Origin of the sequence: Streptomyces tyrfis (genome assembly GCF_037034285.1) — a bacterium.
Classification (GTDB): domain Bacteria; phylum Actinomycetota; class Actinomycetes; order Streptomycetales; family Streptomycetaceae; genus Streptomyces.
The window spans coordinates 98061-118495 of sequence record NZ_JBAGJZ010000023.1 but is presented as its reverse complement, the minus strand read 5'-3'; the positions used below and the strand labels follow the sequence as shown (position 1 = coordinate 118495).

General features: G+C 72.6%; 18 protein-coding genes and 2 pseudogenes. 5 read left to right on the top strand and 15 right to left on the bottom strand.

The features are described 5' to 3' along the window. The first annotated feature begins 45 nt into the window (after window positions 1-45). A complete protein-coding gene (gene hemB, locus WA762_RS19365) occupies window positions 46-1044 on the top strand; it encodes a porphobilinogen synthase (protein WP_335937122.1) in 999 nt (332 codons plus the stop codon). Between the two features lie 127 nt (window positions 1045-1171). Here the strand turns inward: hemB and WA762_RS19360 are convergent, their stop codons facing one another. The 9 genes and pseudogenes from WA762_RS19360 to WA762_RS19320 form a co-directional block, all read right to left on the bottom strand. Beyond that, on the bottom strand, window positions 1172-1768 hold the full coding sequence (locus WA762_RS19360) for a hypothetical protein (protein WP_335937121.1): 597 nt from the start codon (window positions 1766-1768) through the stop codon (window positions 1172-1174). A 153-nt stretch (window positions 1769-1921) separates the two neighbouring features. Beyond that, a complete protein-coding gene (locus tag WA762_RS19355; protein WP_335937120.1) occupies window positions 1922-2302 on the bottom strand; it encodes a hypothetical protein in 381 nt (126 codons plus the stop codon). A gap of 187 nt (window positions 2303-2489) precedes the next feature. Then, window positions 2490-2867: a hypothetical protein gene (locus tag WA762_RS19350; protein WP_335937119.1), complete on the bottom strand. Its 378-nt coding sequence runs from the start codon at window positions 2865-2867 to the stop codon at window positions 2490-2492. A gap of 153 nt (window positions 2868-3020) precedes the next feature. Continuing rightward, window positions 3021-3626 carry an ABC transporter permease gene (locus WA762_RS19345; RefSeq protein ID WP_443080632.1) on the bottom strand — a complete coding sequence of 202 codons (606 nt, stop codon included), beginning with the start codon at window positions 3624-3626 and terminating at the stop codon, window positions 3021-3023. 319 nt (window positions 3627-3945) lie between these two features. Further along, window positions 3946-4401, bottom strand: coding sequence for a MarR family winged helix-turn-helix transcriptional regulator (locus WA762_RS19340; protein ID WP_335937118.1), 456 nt, complete (start codon window positions 4399-4401; stop codon window positions 3946-3948). 142 nt (window positions 4402-4543) lie between these two features. Next, window positions 4544-4903 (bottom strand): DUF6204 family protein, encoded by a 360-nt coding sequence (locus tag WA762_RS19335; RefSeq protein ID WP_335937117.1) that lies wholly within the window; start codon window positions 4901-4903, stop codon window positions 4544-4546. Window positions 4904-4995: 92 nt separating this feature from the next. Beyond that, entirely contained in the window at window positions 4996-5790 is a 795-nt protein-coding gene (locus tag WA762_RS19330; protein ID WP_335937116.1) for a DUF4253 domain-containing protein, read from the bottom strand. A gap of 215 nt (window positions 5791-6005) precedes the next feature. Beyond that, window positions 6006-6674: a maltokinase N-terminal cap-like domain-containing protein gene (locus WA762_RS19325; RefSeq protein WP_335937115.1), complete on the bottom strand. Its 669-nt coding sequence runs from the start codon at window positions 6672-6674 to the stop codon at window positions 6006-6008. Between the two features lie 41 nt (window positions 6675-6715). Continuing rightward, window positions 6716-6847 (bottom strand): annotated as a pseudogene (locus tag WA762_RS19320) (DUF397 domain-containing protein); the annotation flags it as partial. A 121-nt stretch (window positions 6848-6968) separates the two neighbouring features. Here WA762_RS19320 and WA762_RS19315 point away from each other — a divergent pair. Beyond that, on the top strand, window positions 6969-7685 hold the full coding sequence (locus tag WA762_RS19315; protein ID WP_335937114.1) for a tyrosine-protein phosphatase: 717 nt from the start codon (window positions 6969-6971) through the stop codon (window positions 7683-7685). Between the two features lie 664 nt (window positions 7686-8349). Here the strand turns inward: WA762_RS19315 and WA762_RS19310 are convergent. Together WA762_RS19310 and WA762_RS19305 are read right to left on the bottom strand one after the other, a co-directional pair. Continuing rightward, complete coding sequence (locus WA762_RS19310; protein ID WP_335937113.1) at window positions 8350-9105, bottom strand: hypothetical protein; 756 nt, start codon at window positions 9103-9105, stop codon at window positions 8350-8352. Between the two features lie 179 nt (window positions 9106-9284). Then, window positions 9285-10034: a DUF4232 domain-containing protein gene (locus WA762_RS19305; RefSeq protein ID WP_335937112.1), complete on the bottom strand. Its 750-nt coding sequence runs from the start codon at window positions 10032-10034 to the stop codon at window positions 9285-9287. A gap of 323 nt (window positions 10035-10357) precedes the next feature. Between WA762_RS19305 and WA762_RS19300 the strand changes: the two are divergent. Together WA762_RS19300 and WA762_RS19295 are read left to right on the top strand one after the other, a co-directional pair. After that, a pseudogene (locus WA762_RS19300) lies at window positions 10358-10555 on the top strand (helix-turn-helix domain-containing protein); the annotation flags it as partial. Window positions 10556-11086: 531 nt separating this feature from the next. Next, window positions 11087-11968: a transcriptional regulator gene (locus WA762_RS19295; protein ID WP_335937147.1), complete on the top strand. Its 882-nt coding sequence runs from the start codon at window positions 11087-11089 to the stop codon at window positions 11966-11968. A 162-nt stretch (window positions 11969-12130) separates the two neighbouring features. On the opposite strand, the gene argS is transcribed toward WA762_RS19295, so the two are convergent. Next, complete coding sequence (gene argS / locus WA762_RS19290; protein ID WP_335937142.1) at window positions 12131-13897, bottom strand: arginine--tRNA ligase; 1767 nt, start codon at window positions 13895-13897, stop codon at window positions 12131-12133. 474 nt (window positions 13898-14371) lie between these two features. Between argS and lysS the strand changes: the two genes are divergently transcribed. Beyond that, window positions 14372-16147 (top strand): lysine--tRNA ligase, encoded by a 1776-nt coding sequence (gene lysS, locus WA762_RS19285; RefSeq protein WP_335937111.1) that lies wholly within the window; start codon window positions 14372-14374, stop codon window positions 16145-16147. Window positions 16148-16405: 258 nt separating this feature from the next. Here lysS and WA762_RS19280 read toward each other — a convergent pair whose 3' ends face one another. From WA762_RS19280 to WA762_RS19270, 3 genes are all read right to left on the bottom strand, one after another. Then, window positions 16406-18127 carry a DUF2637 domain-containing protein gene (locus WA762_RS19280; RefSeq protein WP_335937110.1) on the bottom strand — a complete coding sequence of 574 codons (1722 nt, stop codon included), beginning with the start codon at window positions 18125-18127 and terminating at the stop codon, window positions 16406-16408. Between the two features lie 294 nt (window positions 18128-18421). Further along, window positions 18422-19288: a DUF3558 domain-containing protein gene (locus WA762_RS19275; protein ID WP_335937109.1), complete on the bottom strand. Its 867-nt coding sequence runs from the start codon at window positions 19286-19288 to the stop codon at window positions 18422-18424. 223 nt (window positions 19289-19511) lie between these two features. Then, complete coding sequence (locus WA762_RS19270; RefSeq protein WP_335937108.1) at window positions 19512-20378, bottom strand: DUF3558 domain-containing protein; 867 nt, start codon at window positions 20376-20378, stop codon at window positions 19512-19514. Window positions 20379-20435: the final 57 nt, after the last annotated feature.

The following is a 20435-nucleotide window of genomic DNA, read 5'->3' as shown; positions in this document are numbered from 1 at the left end:
CGGGTGTCGGTAAACCGGTGATGTGTACGGGTCTAGTCTCGAAGCATGACTGTGTACGGAAACTTCCCCGGCTCCCGCCCCCGGCGGCTGCGGACGACCCCGGCGATGCGGCGGATGGTCGCCGAGACACGGCTCGACGCGGCGGACCTGATCCTGCCCGCGTTCGTACGCGAGGGCGTCGACGCGCCCGTCCCCATCTCCGCCATGCCCGGGGTGTACCAGCACACCCTGGACACGCTGCGGAAGGCCGCCGTCGAGGCGGTGTCGGCGGGCATCTCCGGGATCATGCTCTTCGGCGTCCCGGCGGACGAGAAGAAGGACGCCCGGGGCACGGCGGGCACCGACCCGGACGGCATCCTCCAGGCCGGTCTGCGCGCGGTGCGCGAGGAGGTCGGGGACGACCTCGTGATCATGTCGGACCTGTGCCTGGACGAGTACACGGACCACGGCCACTGCGGCGTGCTGACCGCCGACGGCCGGGTCGACAACGACGCGACGCTGGAGCGGTACGCGGAGATGGCCCAGGTCCAGGCCGACGCCGGCGCCCATGTGGTGGGCCCCAGCGGCATGATGGACGGCCAGGTCGGGGTGATCCGGGACGCGCTGGACCAGACGGGCCACGAGGACGTGTCGATCCTCGCGTACACCGTGAAGTACTCCTCGGCGTTCTACGGACCGTTCCGCGAGGCGGTCGGCTCGTCGCTGAAGGGCGACCGCAAGACGTACCAGCAGGACCCGGCGAACATCCGCGAGTCCCTGCGCGAGCTGGCGCTCGACCTCGAAGAGGGCGCCGACATGGTCATGGTCAAGCCGGCCGGACCGTACCTGGACATCCTGGCGAAGGTCGCGGACGCGGCGGACGTGCCGGTCGCCGCGTACCAGATCAGCGGCGAGTACGCGATGATCGAGGCCGCCGCCGAGAAGGGCTGGATCGACCGGGACGCGGCGATCCTGGAGAGCCTGACCGGCATCCGGCGGGCGGGCGCGCAGATGATCCTGACGTACTGGGCGACCGAGGTCGCGCAGCGGCTGGGCGGTCGCTGACCGTTCCGCCGCGACGGCGGGCGGGCCGGGACCGACCTGCCGGACAGCGCCGACCCGCCGGGCAGGACCGGCGCGGGCAGGGCCCACGCGGACGGGGCCGCTCCGGGCCGCCGGGGTGCGCCGGGCCCTACGCCGGACCGTCGCCGGTGACGTCTCCGCCGTCGCCCGCGCCGGCGATGCCTCCGCCGTCGTCGTTCGCGCGGCCCCAGTCCGTGAGGACGCGGGTCGCCGCGCGGCCGAGTTCGGGGTCCCGGGCGAGGGCGCGCAGGACGTCGGCACGGGCGTCGCTGGGGCCCGCCTCCTCAAGGGCGGCGAGGGCGTTGTAGCGGACCAGGGTGTCCGCGTCCTCGTCGTCGTCGAGTACGGCGGCGGTCAGGGCCGCGTGCGCGGCCGGGTCGTCGGCGTAGGAGCCGAGCGCGTGGGCGGCGTACTGGCGGACCAGGTCCTCGTCGAGGTCGTCCAGCGCGGTCAGCAGGGCCCGGGTGGCGGCTCGGGCGGCGGCGGGGTCGGACGGCGGCCACAGCCGCAGGACCACGGCGGCCTCCGCCCGGGCCAGGTCGTACTCGTGCGGGTCGGCGACGACGGACGTGAGGAAAGGCGCGGCCGCGACGGCGGTCGCGTCGGCGCCCAGTTCGGCGACGATCGCCCGCCTGCGGTCGTCGTCGGCGGGCAGGGCGCGGAACTCCTCGACGAGGCGGTGGAGTTCGTTCGCGGGCTGTGGCATGGGCGGGGCTCTCCGTGCTTCGGGCGTCCGTCGCGGTCGGCGCCCCGGCGGGCTCAGTCGGTTCCGTCCGGTCGGGTTCTGTCGGCTCCCGGGCCGTGGCAGGCCCTGTCGGTTCCCGGATTCTGTCAGGGCCAGGCGTTTTCCAGGTACCGCTCAGGGCCAGTCGACCAGGCTCATGAACAGCAGCACCGCGAGGACCACGACGCCGGGGGCCAGGGCCGCGAGGGCGAGACCGGCCGGCGGTCTGCGCCGCCCGAGGACCCAGCTCGCCATCAGCGTGATCAGCGCCAGCGCCAGACCGCAGTTGAACACCGTCCAGGCCGGGTCGAAGCTCGCGTCGAACCGGTGGGCCTCGGCCTCGGCACAGGAGTCGCAGGCCATCGGCGAGAGCCCGGCGAAGAAGAACGCCAGGAGCGCCAGCGGAAGCGTCACGACCGTGGAGACCAGCGAGGCGATCCAGACGCGGGGCGGCCGGGCGGTGCTGACTGCGGTGTTGAGGCCGACGGTGAGGTCGGCGGCGAGTTCGTCGGTCATGTTTACGAGTCAACGCGCCTTGTCGATGGGGCGCATGAGCGCGCGTACTCATCGCGGCATCCGGCGTCCGACGGAATGGCCGGAGGAACAGAAGCGGCCGGAGTGGCCGGGAAGGCTCGGAGGCGGTGATCACATGGCCCGCACGGTGGGATCACCGCCTCCGTGGCCAACAGGTGTGGGACGGACCTCAGTTCGCGTCCGCGCGGACGCGGAAGCTCACCGCCGGGTAGGGGAAGTCGCCCGCGTTGAGCGTGCCCGTCCGGTAGTAGAGGTCGCCGCTCCGGCCCGGGGCGCCGGTCCGGCAGTCCGCGTTGAAGAAGACGTCCACGTTCTGGTTCGACACGGCCAGATACGACAGGGCGGGGGCGGACAGTTCCTGGCACACGCCCACCTGGGCGAGATCGGCCCGCTGGGCGGTCCCGGTCCGGGCGGCGCCCGTGTAGAACGTCACTCCCGGGTCGAGATCCGCCGCGCCCGCCTGCGGGGCCGCGCCCACGGTGAGCAGCGCCGCCGCTGCCGCCGTCGACGCGACGAGGGTTGCGAGCTTTCCGTGTCGAGTCATCATGCGCCTCATCTCGGCTGTGTGTCCGGTGGGTTGACCGTCGGGCACCGAAGGTACTGCGATGTGCTTTCGCTTTCAATCAATGCGTGAGGTTGACACCGGCCATGAGGTGGTGGCGGTCCGGGAACGTCCGCCCGGCCGCAGTGCCGTCGCGGGTCAGGTCCGCACCCGCCGTGCGAAGCGGCGCAGGGCGAGGCCGCCCAGGGCGGCGGTGCCCAGGGTGAGCGCGGTGAGGTAGGCCCAGGTGGGCATGTGGCCGGTGGACGGCGTGAGGTTGGCGCGCAGGCCCTCGCTCATGTAGACGAGCGGGTTGGCGAGGGTCAGGACCTGGACCCAGCGGATCGGGTGCAGGGCGGTCCACGGGTAGTAGACGCAGCCCAGCATGGTGGCGGCGGCCAGGAGGAGACCGATCAGCGCGCCGAAGGCGGAGGCGTCGATCGCGGTGCCGAGGAGCAGTCCGAGCGCGGAGGCGAGCAGCGCGCTGAGCACCAGGGTGACCAGCAGCAGGGGCCAGTTGCCGACGTGGACCTCGGGTGTGTTGCCGGGGGCGTGGACGAACCGGACGACCGGGACGACGACGAGCGTCGAGACGAGGCCGAAGACCGCGGACGAGGTGATCTTCTGGAGCCCGAGGGCCCAGACGGGCAGGGGCGCGAGGGCCCGGTCGGTGATCTCGCGGCCGGGGCCGAGTTCGGCGGCCAGCGGCCCGGTGACGGACATGATGCTCTGCAGGGTGAGGGTGCTGGCGATCAGGCCGGGCAGCAGGATCGTGGAGAACGAGGTCGTGCCGCCGAGCCCGCTGCCGAAGGCCCTCCGTGCGGATGGCGGCGGGAGTGTGCGCGGGGTCGGCGGCCGGGTCGGCCGACGGTGGGGATACGGGGGGTGGGTTCACGCGCACGCTCCTGGGAGTGGACGCGTCGCCCGCCGGAGGCCCGCGGGGCCTCGCGGAACGGAGAACGGTACGGGCGGGCGGGGAAGCCGGCCTCCGGGGCAGCGGGGCGGGGTTGTGGAACGGGGGCCGAAGGGGCGGGGTGTGGGTGCCGGGATCGAGGGGCGGGGGCCGCGGAACGGGGCCGCGGGTTTACGGGGCCACGCCGTGGCCGGGGAGGCCGGTGCCGCCGAGACGGGTCAGCAGGGTGGACAGCCGGGCGGTGTCCTCCTTGCTCCACGGGGGCGCGGCGAAGGCCTCGGCGGCGACCTGCTCGGCCGTGGCGAGCATCTCCGCCAGGCGCGCCCTGCCCGTGTCGGTCAGCGCCGCGTAGGCGACCCGGCCGTCCCGGGCGTCCGTCTCGCGCGTCACCAGCCCGATCCGCTCCAGCGGCGCCAGCCCCCGGGTGACCCCGGAGGCGGTCAGCCCCAGCGCTTCGGCCAGGTCCACCCGGCGCATCCGGTCGCCGGGGGCCTGCCCCAGGCGCAGCAGCATCGTGAAGTCGGCCAGGCTCACGCCGTGCAGCCCTCCCAGGCTCGCGTCGAACCGCTTCACCAGCGCCGTCTGGGCCCTCATGAGACGCAGGGTCGCGTCCAGGGCATCGCTCATTGCCACCTCCTTGACTACTCAAATATGTACCAGTACGTGAGTAGTCAAGGAAATGAGATAAGGGCGGCCGTCGGATCGGACGTCTCTCATGCCCAGCGGTTCTTCCCGCGCGGGCGCGCTGAGGGCCCGGGCGTCTTCCGGCTCAGGTGTTCTTCTGGGTCGCGGCGCGGCGCTGCCGTTTGCCCAGCGGCGCCTGGGAGAGGTCCTCGGCCTGTGAGCGGAGGTTCTTGTAGCCGTACCCCCGGTCGGCCAGCCACGTCTTCGCCGCCTCCTCGGCGCGTTCGGTCGCCTCCAGGATGTCCTCCTCTTCCTCCCCGGAGTCCAGGAAGCGGAAGGTGAAGGCGGCGCGCGCCGTCAGGTCGTAGCTGAGGTGCCCCTCGGGCGTGAAGGCCGCGTGCAGGATGTCGTGTTCCGGTGCGCGGGCCAGGAGCTCAGCGCGCTGTTCGGCGCTGAGCCCGTCGAAGACGCCGCGGACCATGACACGGAAGGTACGAGTACTCATCCCGCGACCCTAGAGCAGGGGATCGGCGGGCCTCCACCCCGTTTCCGTCCGGGGCGACGACGGCATCGCCCCGGAGCGGGAGGGGGCGTGGCTCAGTCCCACCAGAACGCCCAGGTCGTCTGGTTCAGCAGGGACTTCCCGGCGTAGTCGTCGAGGTCGTAGGGCGGGGCCTGGTCGATGTTGTCCGGGCAGAACGCGAAGTGCTCGGCGGCGAGCGCGCGGGCCTCGTCGAGGGTGGTGGGCGGGCGGCCGACGGTGACGGTGAGGGTGTCGAAGCCGAGCATCAGGACGCGTATGCCGTAGCGGTCCTCCCAGGAGCGGAGCACCGCGCCGAGCCGGGCCACGTCGCTCTCGTAGTTGATCGGCCCCGACCAGCCGATCGCCGCGAGGATGTCCGCGCTGCGGCGGGCCGGGACGAGCGCCGCCCGCGTGTTCGGGAACCAGCCCTCCGGCCCGGTGAACAGGTCGGCCATCTCGGCGGCCAGGTCGTCGGGGGACCGGGGGGAGCCCGTGTCGGCCGGGGCGGGGGCCAGGCCCGGCCATTCGGCGTGTGCGGCGCCGAGCTCCTCGGGCGCGCACTCGGCCCAGTACGCGGCGAGCACCTCGTCGGGGTCGTGGTCGCCCGGGTACGAGGCGTCCTCCGGGATGAGGTCCCAGTCGGCGGGCCACTGGTCGCGCCGACCGCCGTCGATCAGCACGGGCAGCAGCCCGAGCGGCCGTCCGGCCGTGCGCAGCCGGGACCAGTCGCCGGGGGCCACGGGAGCGTCGGTGCACCAGAGCAGGGGTTCGTGCCAGGCGCCGTCGATCGTGGCATCCACCATCGAGCCGGGCGGAAGCTGAAGTCCTGACGCGGCCAGGGACGGGAGCGGGTTCGGAAGCATCGCCATGGTGCCGAGCGTACGGGCGGGCACCGACAGCCGTCCCCGACGAGCGTCTCCGACAGCCGGTTCCGACAGCCGTCCCCGACGAGCGTCTTTGACAGCCGGCCCCGACAGTCGTCTCCGACCGACGGCATCGACAGCCGGCCCCGACCGGTCTCAGGACTGCTCCCTGGTCCGGAGTGCGTCCGGAGCAGGGCGCGTTGTTCGTCGCGGGCGGTGGCCTACGGGCGCGGGTGGCTCACGACGGCGAACACGGCGCGCGCCGCCGTGCCGTCGGGCAGCGGCCAGCCCGCGGTGACGTGACCCAGGGCCGCCGCCTCCTCGTCGGCCTCCCGGCCGGGCCGGAGCACGCGGTTGACGCGGATGGCGAGAGGACCGCCGTCGGCCGCCGTCTCCACCAGGAGGTACGTGCCGTCCGGGTCGTCGGACACGGTCGTCGAGGTGATCGCCGACGCGCCGAACGAATCCGCGGACACAACGGTGACGGAGGGGTCGGGGGTGTGGCTCGTGCTCTGCATCTGCGGCTCGGCCTCGCCGAGGACGAGCGCGAACAGCTGAGCGACGAGGACCGGGTCACGCGTGCCGTCGTAGACCCACCGGGTCCCCAGCACCCCGTGTTCGGTGGTGCCGATCAGGGCTTCGTCGGCGCCCGCCATCGGCGCGCCGCGGTAGCTGAACGGCACCTGGTACGTGACGGGTCGGTCCCCCGAGGCGTCGGTGACCGCCATGAACTCGATGCCGACCTCGCCCTCGGGGTCGTCCAGCCGGAATCCTCCGGCCCTCTCCAGCTCGGGCCGTCCCTTGCCGAGGTACCAGGGCTGCGTGGGGAGCCAGGTGGTGAGGAGTTCCAGTTTGGTGGGCGTCAGCGTGGTGCGGTGGATGAATGCCATGCCGGTGGTGTCTCTCCTGTGGGTCAGCGGGCCCGTCGGCCGGCGACCTCGACGCACGCGCCGCCTTCGTCGCCGCTGTGGCTCGACTTGTGCCCGTCGTGGGCGACTTCGAGGCACTGCCCGCCCTCGCTGCCGCTGTAGCTGGACTTGGACCATTCAGGCGTGCTGCGCATCACCGTACCGCCCGTACGGAGAAGGCGTACGGATGCGCGTGCCGGGCGGCGGCCGACCGGTGGTGCGGGAGCCGGCGGGTCCGGGAAGCGGCGTGTTCGGGGCCGCCGCCTACAGTGAGGCGTGACCAGCATCGATGAACCCATGACGGAAGCGGAACGCGAGCGGGGCCAGGACCGGGACCGGGACCTGGAGCGGGACGTTCCGGTCGGCGTGAGGAACTTCCGCGACGCCGGGGGCGTGGGCACGCTGCCCCGGGGCGTGCTGTTCCGTTCCGCCGCGCTGCACGGCCTCGTCCCGGAGAGCGCGGAGGCGCTGCGGCGGCTGGGGCTGCGGACGATCGTGGACCTGCGCAGCGACCCGGAGGTGGCGGAGCGGCCGGACGCCGCCGACGTGGTGCGGGCGGGGCGCACCAGGTATCTGCACGTACCCGTCTTCGAGGAGCGGCGCTGGCCCGCGGACCAGACGGAGCTCTACCCGCTGATGGCCGAGCGCGCCGGGAGGGCGGCGGTGGCGGTTGTGCGGCGGCTGTCGGCGGACGACGGCGCGCCGGTGCTGGTGCACTGCGCCTCGGGCAAGGACCGTACGGGGGTCGTCGTCGCGGTCGTCCAGACCTTGCTGGGCGCTTCCGAGGAGGAGGTGCTCCAGGACTTCCTGCGCTCGAACACCGAACTGGGGCTGACCGGTTCTCCGGCCGCCGGGGCGGCGGTGGCGCACGGGTCCCTGCCCGTGCGCGCCACGCATCTGCGCCGGGCCATGCTGTGGATCCGGAGCCACCACGGCTCGGTCTCCGACTACCTTCTCGCCCACGGAGCCCGTTCCGACTTCATGCCGGGGTAGACCCCTCCGGAGAGAGGCCGGCCCCGTCGAACGCCGGGGCGTCGTCCTGGGCCGCGCGGCATGTGCGAACGCGCCGGGCTCCGGGGTTGGGGTTGTGTCCTACGTGGTGCGGCGGTTCGGCGGCAGGTGCGGTGGTGCCACCACTGGTGGGAGGTTGTCGGAGCCGCGTAGGATCCGGTCGGTCTTGAAAGGGACCTGTCGGCCTTGCCGGGCGCGGAGATCGCGAGGAAGCTCTCGATGCCTTCAATTGGCCTCAGGCGCCGCACACTTCGGGCATGAGCGGTCACACATCCCATAGGGGGACCAAGCTGTGAATTCAGTGCTCCCGACAATCATTGTCGTGTTCTTCCTCGTCGCGCTGGCGGCGTGGATCATATCCGCGTTCGCGGGCGGCCGGAAGAACGACAACGATGGCGGCGGAGGCGGCAGCTGACCGAGGACTCGCCGTCGCGCTCCGCCGCTGCGGACGACTCGTCCGCCTCGCCGAAACAGGGCGCCGCCTAGGGGCTGTCCCGTAATCCCTGGCGGGCGTGCGACGACAGCTGCGGCGCCTCGCGGCGTTGTCGGAACGCCCGCATACGTCCAGTATGCGGGCGCCCCTCCGCCTTGCGACGCACCACATCTGACGCCGCACGCTGATCCACCACGGATTACGGGACAGCCCTTAGAGCTTCTTGGCGCACAGGACGCGGTCGTTCTTGATCGGGTCGGAGTCGAAGAGCGGATTCTCCGTGAACACGGCGTCGGCCTTGTTGCCGCACGGGTCGGTGAAGCCGCCAATGACCTGGTCCTTGAGGATCTCGAAGATCTTGTGGGTCGCGCCGTTCTTCCGGCCCTTGGTCCGGCACGCGACCTCCTCGACCGCGTCACCGTTCTTGCCGTCGCTGTGCACGCAGTCCCCGACCTCGATCCTGGGGCCGCCGCCTCCGCCGGGGTCGCCGGGGTGCGGCGGCCTCAGGTTGCGCATGCAGGCGTATCCCGCGCCGGTCGCCTGGTCCTCCAGCAAAGCGAGGCTCACCGGCACGTTGATCACGAAGTCGGTGTGCGGGGCGCAGACCGTCTCGGAGAAGGGGTCGGCGCTGCCGCTCTCCAGCCGGAGGGTGACCTGCGCGGTGGCCCGGGCGTCGTCACACGGGACTTCGAGGTAGGCCCCCTTCTTTCCGGGGGCGGGGGCGGCGCACTCGTCGTCGTCGAGGTACAGCGCCCCGTAGGACGGGTTCACGCTCGGGCTCGGCGAGGCGGTCGGGGCGGGGCTGCCGGACTCCCCGCCCGTGGCGTCGTGGGAGCCGGTCGCCTTGCCGCAGCCGGCGAGCAGGAGCAGCGACACGGCTGCGGCGGCGGCTGTGACCGCGGTCCCGGCCGTGGCTCCGGCCCGTATGCGTGATGTGACGGCCGGTCCGTCGTCGTTGCTCCTGCGCACGCCGCCCTCCTCGGGTTTCGATCCTCAGATTTTACGGTCTACTGCCTGAGGAGGGCGGCGAGTTGACGGCCGGAATCGCCGGTGTCCCGGCCGGGCGAAGCGGCCGGGACACCGGTGCGTGGTCGGCAGGCGAGCGCGCGGTCGGCAGGCGAGCGCGTGGTCGGCAGGCCGGGGCGCGGTCAGTAGGTGAGGGCGAGGTCCATCTCGCTCTGCCAGTAGGTGACGAAGCCGTTGTCGCCCCAGTAGGTGTCGGCCGGGAGCTTCAGGTCGGCGGGGGAGCCGGTGGAGCCCGAGTTGCTCTTGGAGGTGAAGTACACCCCGAGACGGGAACCCTTGTGCAGGTCCTTCACGTCGTCCTCGCCGCTCAGCCCGATGGCGGCGTACGCGGACTGGCCCGGCTCCAGGGCGACCACGGCCTGCGGGATGCTGTCGCGCAGGACCGGGAACGCGGCCTGCGAGTCGTCGAACCGCAGCCCGGGCGCGTGGTACGCGTAGCAGGTGCGGGAGCCCGTGTTGGTCGCGGTGAGCAGCAGGTGGTTGATCGGGCGGCTCACCTTGCTGATGGTGACCCTGGTGTTGTCGCCGGTGCAGGTGACGGGGGAGCCCCCGCCGGTCTTGCCGGTGCCGCCGCCGGTGTTGCTCCTGCCGCCGGTGGCGGAGCCGTTGGAGCCGGAACCGGAGGAACCGGAGTGGGAGGAGCCCGCGGAGGCGGAGGCGACGTTCTCGGCGTCGGCGCCGGGCTTGCCGTCGTCGCCGTTCCCGGTGGCCTGGTCGCCGCCGGCCGTCCCGGTGGCCTGGGTCTCCGGGCTGCTGCTGCCCGTGGGCGTCGTGTTGTCGGCCAGGTCGTCGCCGTTGCAGGCGGTCAGCGACAGGGCGGCCACCAGGGCGGTGGCGGCGAGGGCGGTGGTGCGGATGAGGTTGGTGCGCATGGTGGTGCTCCCCGTTTGTGTAGGTGAGGTGGTGTCTGCTGAGGGGCCGTTCATCAACGGCAGATGAGGGCCACGACGATCGCGGTGGTCGCGATCAACACGCCGATGGCCGCGGCATCGATGGGCTCGATGCGGAAGCGGATTCGCACTGCGTCGTCCCGGTGGTCGCTGCGGTGTGGTCACAGACTGCGGGACCGCGGAATCCGGCCGCAACGCCGAACGGACCATTGGGGAAGCTGGAATGCCTGCGCGTACGCTGACCTGGGCAGATTCCATGTCCCTGGAACGGCGTTCCGGGACGGACAGGGAGGGGGGACGCCGTAGTGGCGACGCCGGAGGCCGAGGAATTCGGAGCTCTGCTGAAGAAACTGAAGGGCCGGTCCGGACTCAGTTACGGAGCGCTCGCCGGGAAGCTGCACGTCAGCACGTCGACGCTCCACCGGTACTGCAACGGCGACGCCGTGCCCAACGAGTTCGCGCCGGTGGAGCGGTTGGGGCGGCTGTGCTCGGCGAGCCCGGACGAACTGATGGAGCTGCACCGGCGGTGGATCGTGGCGGACGCGGCGAGACGACGTCCTGGTCCCGCCCCCGTTCCTGCTCCCGCTCCCCCTTCTTCACCCGCTTCTTCCGACGCCGCCGTTCCTTCTCCTGCGCCTGCGCCTCCTTCTGCGCCTGCGCCCGTGCCTGCTTCTGCCGACGGTTCCGCCCCGGGGGGCGGAGGGGAAGCGGGGGCGGTTTCCGGCCCTGTTTCCGGTCCCGCCTCCGAGGGCGTCCCGGGCGCCGACACCGGACGCGCCGACGCGCGGCGCGGGGATGACGGCAGCGGCGGCGACGGCGGCGGCGACGCGGGGCACGGGGAGGGAGACGGCGGAACGGCCGCGTCCGCATCCGGGTCCGCAGGCGTCGCCGCATCGGCATCCGCGTCCACGGTCGTCGCAGATCTCGGGACCGGGGCTGGGGCCGAGGCCGGGGCGGCGGGCCGGTCGCGGTGGCTCCGGTCCTCGCGGCGTACGCGGGTCCTGCTCGCCGCGGCGGCCGTGGTCGCGCTCACCGTGCCCACCACGCTCCTCGTCGGCAGGCTCTCGCACGGCGACGACTCAGCTCTGAGCAAGGCGCCCGCCGTGGTGGACGCATGGGGGGCCGGCGTGCCCGTCCAGCCCGGACGGGCGTCCGCGAGCGGGACCGCCTCCCCCGGCACGCCCGGTCCGCCGGCCGACCCCAGCGGGTCCGGGCCCGCGCGCACCCCGTCCTCCGAACCCATGGCGTCCCCCGGCCGACGGGCCGGGTCCGAAGCGGGGAGCGGCGCGCGGGCACCCGGCGGCGTACCGCTGACCGCCGCGATCAGCTCGTACAACTGGGAGGCCCCCTGCGACGAGTACTACGTCCTGAACCAGGCACCGGAGGACGTGCCGCCGCCTCCCACGCCGATGGACGGCCGCAGCTGGGCGCGGGCGCTCGGCGCGGTGGACGGCGCGCACCAGCTGATCGAGCTGACCGTGCAGGGGACGTCGCGTGAGCCCGTCGTGCTGAACGCGCTGCACGTACGGCAGGTCTCGAAGAAGGCGCCGCTGCCCTGGTCGGTGTACATGACGAGCCTCGGGTGCGGAAGCGGCGTCACACCGCAGTCCTTCGACATCGACCTCGACGACGACCGGCCGAGGACCCGGCCCGTCCCGGGCCAGCGGGGCGACACGGTGGTGCCGGCGAAGAACTTCCCGTTCAAGGTGACGTCCACCGACGTGGAGGTGTTCGACCTCAACGTGCATGTCGAGGGACACGAGGTCAGCTGGTACCTGGAACTGGAGTGGAGCAGCGGCGGCCGGAACGGGACGCTGCGCATCGACGACGGCGGGAAGCCGTTCCGCGTCAGCGCCATCAAGACCCGGCCGCAGTACACCTACTGGTATGACCAGGCCCGCTGGACGCCCAACTGAGCCTGCTGGACGCCGAGCCCGGCCCGCCGGGCGGCCGGCTGGGCTCGCCGGGCGGCCCGCCGAACCGGGCGTGGCCCGCCCCGCCACCGGAATCGGCGGCAGGGCGGGCCACGTGTGACGGCCGTTCGGGGGCGTCTCGGGCCCCGGGGTCGTTCAGGCCGTTCAGAGGCGCTCGGGGGTCCGGATGCCGAGCAGCTCCATGCCCTGGTGCAGAGTGCGGGCGGTGAGGTCCGAGAGGAAGAGGCGGTTCTCCGCCACGTCCTGCGGGACGTCCGACTTCAGCACCGGGCACTGGTCGTAGAACGTCGTGAACAGCGACGACAGCTGGTAGAGGTACGCGGCCAGGCGGTGCGGCTCGTACGCGGCGGCGACCTCGGCCACGACCTCGCCGAACTGGTCCAGGTGCAGGCCCAGCGCGCGCTCGGCCGGGGCCAGCCCCAGCTCCGGGTGCGGCTGCGGCTTCAGGTCGCCGGCCTTGCGCTTGATGGAGCGGGAACGGGCGTGCGCGTACTGGATGTACACGCTGGTGTCGCCGTTCAGCGAGACCATCTGGTCCAGGTCGAACTTGTAGTCGCGGGCCGCCGACGTCGACAGGTCCGCGTACTTCACCGCGCCGATGCCGACCTGCGCGGCGCGCTCCGCGATCTCCTCCTCCGTGAGGTCCTGCGCCTTCTCGCGCACGACGGCGGACGCCCGGTCGATCGCCTCGTCCAGCAGGTCCGCCAGGCGGACCGTCTCGCCCTCACGGGTCTTGAACGGCTTGCCGTCCTTGCCGAGGACCGTGCCGAAGGCGAGCTGCACGGCCTTCACGTCCTCGTTCAGCCAGCCCGCCCGGCGGGCCGTCTCGAAGACCATCTTGAAGTGCAGGGCCTGCCGCGCGTCCACCACGTAGAGCAGCGTGGACGCCTTGAGGTTCTGGACCCGGTCGCGGATCGCGGAGAGGTCGGTGGCCGCGTAGCCGAAGCCGCCGTTGGACTTCTGCACGATCAGCGGCACCGGCTTGCCGTCCGGGCCCTTGACGTCGTCGAAGAACACGCACAGCGCGCCCTCGGAGCGGACGGCGACGCCCGACTCCTCCAGCAGGCGGCAGGTCTCCGTCAGCATGTCGTTGTAGCCGGACTCGCCGACGATGTCGGCGTCGCGGATCTCCATGTCCAGCTTGTTGAAGACCGAGTAGAAGTAGATCTTCGACTCGTCGACGAAGCGCTGCCACAGGGCGAGGGTCTCCTCGTCACCGGCCTGGAGCGCGACGACGCGGTCCCGGGAGCGGGCCTTGAACTCCTCGTCGGAGTCGAAGAGCGCGCGGGACGCCTTGTAGAGGCGGTTCAGCGAGGACATGGCGGCCTCGCCGTCGCCCTCGCCGCCCTCGTGGTTCAGCTCGCCGGGGTGCTCGATCAGGTACTGGATGAGCATGCCGAACTGGGTGCCCCAGTCGCCGATGTGGTGCCGGCGGACCACGGTCTCGCCCGTGAACTCCAGGATCTGCACCATCGCGTCGCCGATCACCGCGGAGCGGAGGTGGCCGACGTGCATCTCCTTGGCCACGTTCGGCTGGGCGTAGTCGATGACCGTGGTGCCCGCGGCGGCGTTGTGCGGGACGCCGAGGCGGCCCTCGCCGTCGGCGTCGCGCGCGGCGAGGGTCTCGATGATCGCCCGGTCGCTGAGCGTGATGTTGAGGAAGCCGGGGCCGGAGACCTCGATCTCCTTGATCAGGCCGCCCGCCGGGACCGCGGCCGTGACCTGGGCGGCCAGCTCGCGCGGGTTGCCCTTGAGCTTCTTGGCCAGGGCGAGGATGCCGTTGGCCTGGAAGTCGGCCCGGTCGCTTCGTCGCAGCAGCGGGTCCGCGGCGCCGGCGTCCGGCAGGGCTGCCGTCAGGGCGTCCGCGAGCTGCTGCTGGAGCGTGGAAGCGAGGGAATTGACCGAGGCCATGGGCTGGCTGCCGTTTCCGTAGGGGTACAGGGGCACAGGGACGCAGCGCGGGGCTGCGAAGGATCACACCCAGTATTCCACGGTGGGCAAATCCGTTTCGGACAACCCGTTCCGGGTGCCGGTGGGGCGCCGGCGCGCCCGGGGCGCGTATGGCGGGCGTGCGGCGGGCGTGCGGCCGGGGACAAAGCCGTTTTCGTGCTGCCGGGGGGACCTGGGAGAATGGGGGAGGTCCCCGTACCGGTCCGCCGGGGCTCGCTTCGGCCCCGACCGTTTCCGGCGGGCTCCGAGCAAGTCCCGACAGGTTCGCCGAACAGGCCCCCGGCCGGTCCCCGGAAGGTTCCGCCGAGGGTTTCCACGGACGAGGGTTTCCGCAGAGGGGTCCGCCCCTACGAGTCCCCCGAGATCCCGCGAGTTCCACCAGATCCCGAAGATCCGACAAGAGATCCGACAACAGATCCGACAAGAGAGAAGGACGTGCAGACCGTGGCTCAGAGTCAGAGCGGCACCGAGACCGACTGGGTCTCCCGCTTCGCGGACGATGTCATCGCCGAATCGGAGCGTCGTGCGCCTGGCAAACCGGTCGTCGTCGCGTCCGGTCTCTCCCCGTCGGGCCCGATCCACCTGGGCAACCTCCGCGAGGTCATGACCCCGCACCTGGTCGCCGACGAGATCCGCCGCCGCGGGTACACCGTGCGGCACCTGATCTCCTGGGACGACTACGACCGCTACCGCAAGGTCCCGAACGGCGTCCCGGGCATCGACGAGTCCTGGGCCGAGCACATCGGCAAGCCGCTGACCTCGGTCCCGGCCCCGGCCGGGTCCGCGTACCCGAACTGGGCCGAGCACTTCAAGGCCGCCATGGTCGACGCGCTGGGCGAGCTGGGGGTCGAGTTCGACGGCATCAGCCAGACCGAGCAGTACACCTCGGGCGCGTACCGCGAGCAGATCCTGCACGCCATGCGGCACCGCGCCGAGATCGACGCCGTGCTCGACCGCTACCGGACGAAGAAGGACCCGGCGGAGGCGGCGGCCAAGGGCGGCAAGGGCGGCAAGAAGCCGCAGCAGCAGAAGAAGGTCGACGAGGCGGAGCTGGAGGCCGAGGAGGGCTCCGGCGCCGCCTCCGAGGACGACGGCAGCGGCGGCTCGGCCGGCTACTTCCCGTACAAGCCCTACTGCGGCAACTGCGAGAAGGACTTCACGACGGTCACGTCGTACGACGACGACAGCACCGAGCTGAACTACACCTGCACGGCCTGCGGCTTCGCCGAGACCGTCCGGCTGAACGAGTTCAACCGGGGCAAGCTGGTCTGGAAGGTCGACTGGCCGATGCGCTGGGCCTACGAGGGCGTGATCTTCGAGCCCAGCGGCGTGGACCACTCCTCGCCGGGCTCCTCTTTCGTGGTCGGCGGCCAGATCGTCCGCGAGGTCTTCGACGGTGCGCAGCCGATCGGCCCGATGTACGCCTTCGTCGGCATCTCCGGCATGGCGAAGATGTCCTCCAGCAAGGGCGGCGTGCCGACCCCGGCCGACGCGCTGAAGATCATGGAGGCGCCGCTGCTGCGCTGGCTGTACGCGCGCCGCAGGCCGAACCAGTCCTTCAAGATCGCCTTCGACCAGGAGATCCAGCGGCTCTACGACGAGTGGGACTCGCTGGAGCGCAAGGTGGCCGACGGCTCGGTGCTCCCGGCCGACGCCGCCGCGTACAGCCGGGCGGTCCGCACGGCCGGCGGTGAGCTGCCGCGCACCCCGCGCCCGCTGCCGTACCGCACGCTCGCCTCGGTCGTCGACATCACGGGCGGGCACGACGAGCAGACGCTGCGCATCCTGAGCGAGCTGGACCCGGAGAACCCGCTGGCGTCGCTGGACGAGGCCCGGCCGCGGCTGGACCGGGCCGAGAGCTGGATCACCACCCAGGTCCCGGCCGAGGCCCGCACCATCGTCCGGGACCAGCCGGACAAGGAGTTGCTCGGCTCGCTGGACGACCAGGGCCGGGAGTCGCTGCGGCTGCTGCTGGAGGGGCTGGACTCGCACTGGTCGCTGGACGGTCTGACCACCCTCGTCTACGGGGTGCCGAAGGTGCTGGCCGGCCTGGAGCCGGACGCCAAGCCGACGCCCGAGCTGAAGACGGCCCAGCGGTCGTTCTTCGCGCTGCTGTACCAGCTGCTGGTCGGCCGGGACACCGGGCCGCGACTGCCCACGCTGCTGCTGGCCGTGGGCGCGGACCGGGTGCGCAGGCTGCTGGGCGCGTGACGCGGTGAGGGCGCGTACCACGCCGTCGCGGTAGAGGACGCGCACGGCTTCGCGCCCGGGGCGCCGAGGGCGCTGAACGCCGATCGCCGGGTGGACCGAGAGTCTCGGGTCCATCCGGCGATCGGCGTTTTCGGTGGTACGGCTTCGGTCCGGCGCCGGTATGGCTTCGATCCGGGGCCGGCCCGGTGTGCGTCCTGCGGTCCGGCGGCGGTCCGATGTGCTTTCGGTGCCGTCGTCGGGCCGGCGGCCCGGAGGGCGTCAGGCGATGTGGTTCTCCGCCATCTCGTTGTCGAAGCGCTGCTTGAAGCCCGGCAGCAGCCTGCGGAGCAGGGCCGTGCTGCGGGGATGGTGCACGTTGTGCACGTCCGAGAGGTGTATGTCGAGGACCTCGGCACTCGGGTGGGCCTGGTGCGCGTGGGTGTACTCGGCGAAGACCTGGTAGGCGATCGCGCCGAACTCGACCTCGGACTCGACTTCGGACTCGGAGTCGGACCGGGGTTCGGGGGCGGTCTCCGGGGCGGGTGCGGACGCGGTCGCGGGTGCGCTCGTCGGCTCGGGCTCGGACTCGGGCTCGGGTGCCGGTCCGGGCCGGGCCTCGGCCTGGGGCTGCTGCTCCGGCTGGGGGTGCGGCTGCTGTTCGAGCTGTCCCTGCCGCTGTCCCTGCTGGGGGTGCGGGTGGGCCTGCTCGGGGACCGCGCCGGGGCCCGGCTGGGGCATCGGGTGGGCGGCCGGCCCGGGTTCCCCGGCGTGCGCGGCGGGGACGGAGCCGACCGTTCCCACGTTGCCCAGCGGGCGGGTCCGTCCGCCGGGGCCCAGCGGGACCATGACCGGCGTGGGTTCCAGGCCCTCGACGTACGTCGGGTCGTACGCGCTCCGGTACGCGTCGTTCGGCACCTGGGGCGCCGCGAACCAGGGGCTCTCGTGCGCGCCCGGGCCGCCCTGGGGCCACTGCTGGCCCGCCGCCGCCCGGTCGCCGGGATGCGTCTGCTGCTGCCCGTACTGCGGCTGCTGCGGCTGTCGGTCCTCCTGCGGGGGCCCCTGCTGCCCCTGCCCCTCCCCCTGCTCCTGCCCCTGTACCTGGGTCTTGTCCGCGTGCGGCCCCTGGTTCTCCTGGTCTCCCGGGTTCCCCTGGCGCTGCGGGTGCTGTTGTTCCTGGTGAGGCTGGGCGTGCCCCTGGCCCTGGGCCTGCGGGTCCGGCCCCGCCTGCGGCTGGGAACCGGCGTACGGCAGCTCGTGCGGGAACTCGTTCGCCTCCGCGGAGGCCAGGGCGGGGACCGGGGGCAGGAGCACCGGTTCGATGCCCGCCGCGGCGAGGCCCGCTCCGGCGGTCTCGGCCAGCGGGACGCCGTACTTCGCCAGGCGCAGCGGCATCAGGGACTCGACCGGCGCCCTGCGTCGCCAGGCGCGTCCGAACCGGGCCTGGAGCCGGGCCTGGTAGATCAGCCGGTCCTGTTCGAGCTTGATGACCTGCTCGTACGAGCGGAGCTCCCAGAGCTTCATCCGCCGCCACAGCCGGAACGTCGGCACCGGGGAGAGCAGCCAGCGGGTGAGGCGGACGCCCTCCATGTGCTTGTCCGCCGTGATGTCGGCGATCCGTCCCACGGCGTGCCGGGCCGCCTCGACGGCGACCACGAACAGCACCGGGATGACCGCGTGCATGCCGACGCCGAGCGGGTCGGGCCAGGCGGCGGCGCCGTTGAAGGCGATCGTCGCGGCGGTCAGCAGCCAGGCCGTCTGACGCAGCAACGGGAACGGGATGCGCAGCCAGGTCAGCAGCAGGTCCAGGGCGAGCAGGACGCAGATGCCCGCGTCGATGCCGATCGGGAAGACCAGCGAGAAGTCCCCGAAGCCCTTCTGCAGGGCCAGCTCGCGCACCGCCGCGTACGAACCCGCGAAACCGATCCCGGCGATGAGCACCGCCCCGGCGATCACGAGACCGATGAGTACCCGGTGGGTGCGTGTCAGCTGCATCGCGGCCACCCGCGTTTCCCCTCCCTCATTCGTCTGTTGACTGCGACAGCCTGGCACATGCGTGCGAGAAGGCGTGGAGCGGGAGGCGGGGAGCCCGGTTCACCAGCGTATGGGCGGGGGCCGTCGGCCGGCCCGGTTCGCGGCCGGTCCGGGGGACGGATTCCCCCGGTGCTCCCGGCTGTCCGGGCTGCCTTCCGTCGGCTTCCGGGCCCTCGTCGGTCGGTCTGCGGGCCTGCCCTTCCCCGGTGTCCGGGCTCCCCTCGGCCGGTCCGCGGGCCTGCCCCCTCGGCTTCCGGGCGGTCCTCAGCCGGCCTTCTTGTCCGTGGACGTCTCGGAGGGCTGGACCGACTTGCCGGATTCGGGCTTCTCGCCCGCCTTGGTCGGCTCGTTCGACTTCGCGGGCGTGCCGGTCTTGTCGCTCTTGGCCGGGTCCTCCGAGGCGCCCTGCTGCGCGCCGCCGGTGGCGACGGCCGCGACGGCCTCCTTGGCGGCCTTCTGGGCGCCCTTGACGATGTCGTCGGAGGACGGCGTCTTCGCGCCCGCGTAACCCGCGCCGTTGTAGGTGAGGGTGACGACGACGTTGCCCGTGCGGGCCACGACCGTGGCGTACTTGAAGTCCTCGCTCGTCTTGGCGAGGTCGTACGTGATCAGCGACGCCTGCTCGCCGATGCCGGAGACGGGCGCCTCGGCGACCTTCTTCGCGCCCTCGGCCGCCTTGACCTTGGTGACCTGCTTGGTGAAGTCCTGCTGGGCGCGCTCGGCGCCGCTGCCCAGGGTCTGGTCCGAGTCGAAGCGGGTGAAGCCGACGTCGAGCCAGTGGTACTGGGAGCCCTTCACGCCCTTGTCGTCGAGGCCGTTCCAGGAGCAGCCCGCGCGGTACGCGGTGTCGCTGGACTTGGCCGACGTACCGCCCTTGGACTTCACCCCGGGAACCAGGGAGCCGACCGTCTTCCCGCCGATCGACTTGCACGGCTCGGGCAGCTGGGCGAACTTCGCCGGCTCGACCGTCGCTTCCGGCTTCGGCGCGTCCGGCGTGGCGGAAGACGCGGCCGAACCCGAGTCCTTCTTCTCCTTGTCGCCGGCGTCCGACGAGCAGCCGGCGGCGACGAGCATCACCGGAACGGCGGCGCAGGCGAGTATGCGGGCGAGTCGCGGGGCTGAACGGTGCATGGTTCCTTCACTCGGTGGCGCGGCGTGCGGGCAGGCTGCCGGGGTTCGGACACGGTCTGCCGGGCGGCCGGGCTCGGTCGGTCGGCGGGCGCCGGACGGGTGTCCGGCGGGGTTCCGGAAGGCGTTCCGGAGGGCCACGGTACGACGGACGGGGCCCGGGCGTTGCCCCGGGCGAGGGCCCGGGGAACGCGTCCGCCGTCGGTCCGGGGCGCGTCGGTCGCGGCTATTCGCCGAACTTCTCCACCAGCCTGCGGGCCAGTGCCCGGGCTCTGTCCTGCAGTTCCTTGCTGTCCGGGATCGCCGAGGGGGTCGTCGGCTGCTCGGTGTACTCGATGGTCACGATGACGTTCGATGTGCGAAATACCACGCTGACCGTGCGGTTCTGGGCGGTGGAACCGGTGCGGACCAGCCGGTCGTCCAGGAACGCGCTGTCGCCGAGGCCGTCGAGGGTGCGGGGCAGCAGGCTCCCGTCGCCGCCGTCCGCGCCCCCGCCGGTCGTTCCGGCGCCGGTGTCCTCGGTCGGTTCCCCGCTCGCGCCCCCGTCCGCCTTCCCGCTCTTCCCGTCCTTCTTGTCGTCGGCGGGCGTCGAGCCGGACGCGTTGTGCGGGGCGGCGCCCGACGGGGGCGGCGTCTGCTTCGTGCCGCCGGGCGTGGCGGAGGGCGGGACCAGGCCGGCGGCGGCCTCCTTCTTCGTGTACACCTCGCGGGCCCGGTCGTCGTCGCTCACCGCGGGGTCGTACGACACGACGCGCTCGAAGTCGACGGCGAGGGCGTGCGAGGCGCCGAGGGCGTCGGCCTTCCACCGGCAGCCGACCCGGCGGTCCGTGTCGTAGGTGACGGCGGCCGTGCCCTTGTACGTCTTGTCCCGCTGGTCGTCCGGCAGTTCGGCCGCGCCCGGCAGCAGGTCCTTCAGCGAGGACACGGAGACGGCTCGGCAGGCGTCGAGAAGGGTGCGGTACCTGCCGGGGGCCGCCGAGGTGGCGGTCGCCTCGCCGGGCTTGCCGTCGGCGGCCGAACCACCGGTTCCGCTGCCTGCGCTGCAACCGACGACCAGCGCCGCCAGCAGTGCGGTGCCGGATACGTACGCCATTCGCCGCACGGTCCTGGGCTCCCTTCGTGCGAAAAGCGGTTGCCGCTCGACGGCGAC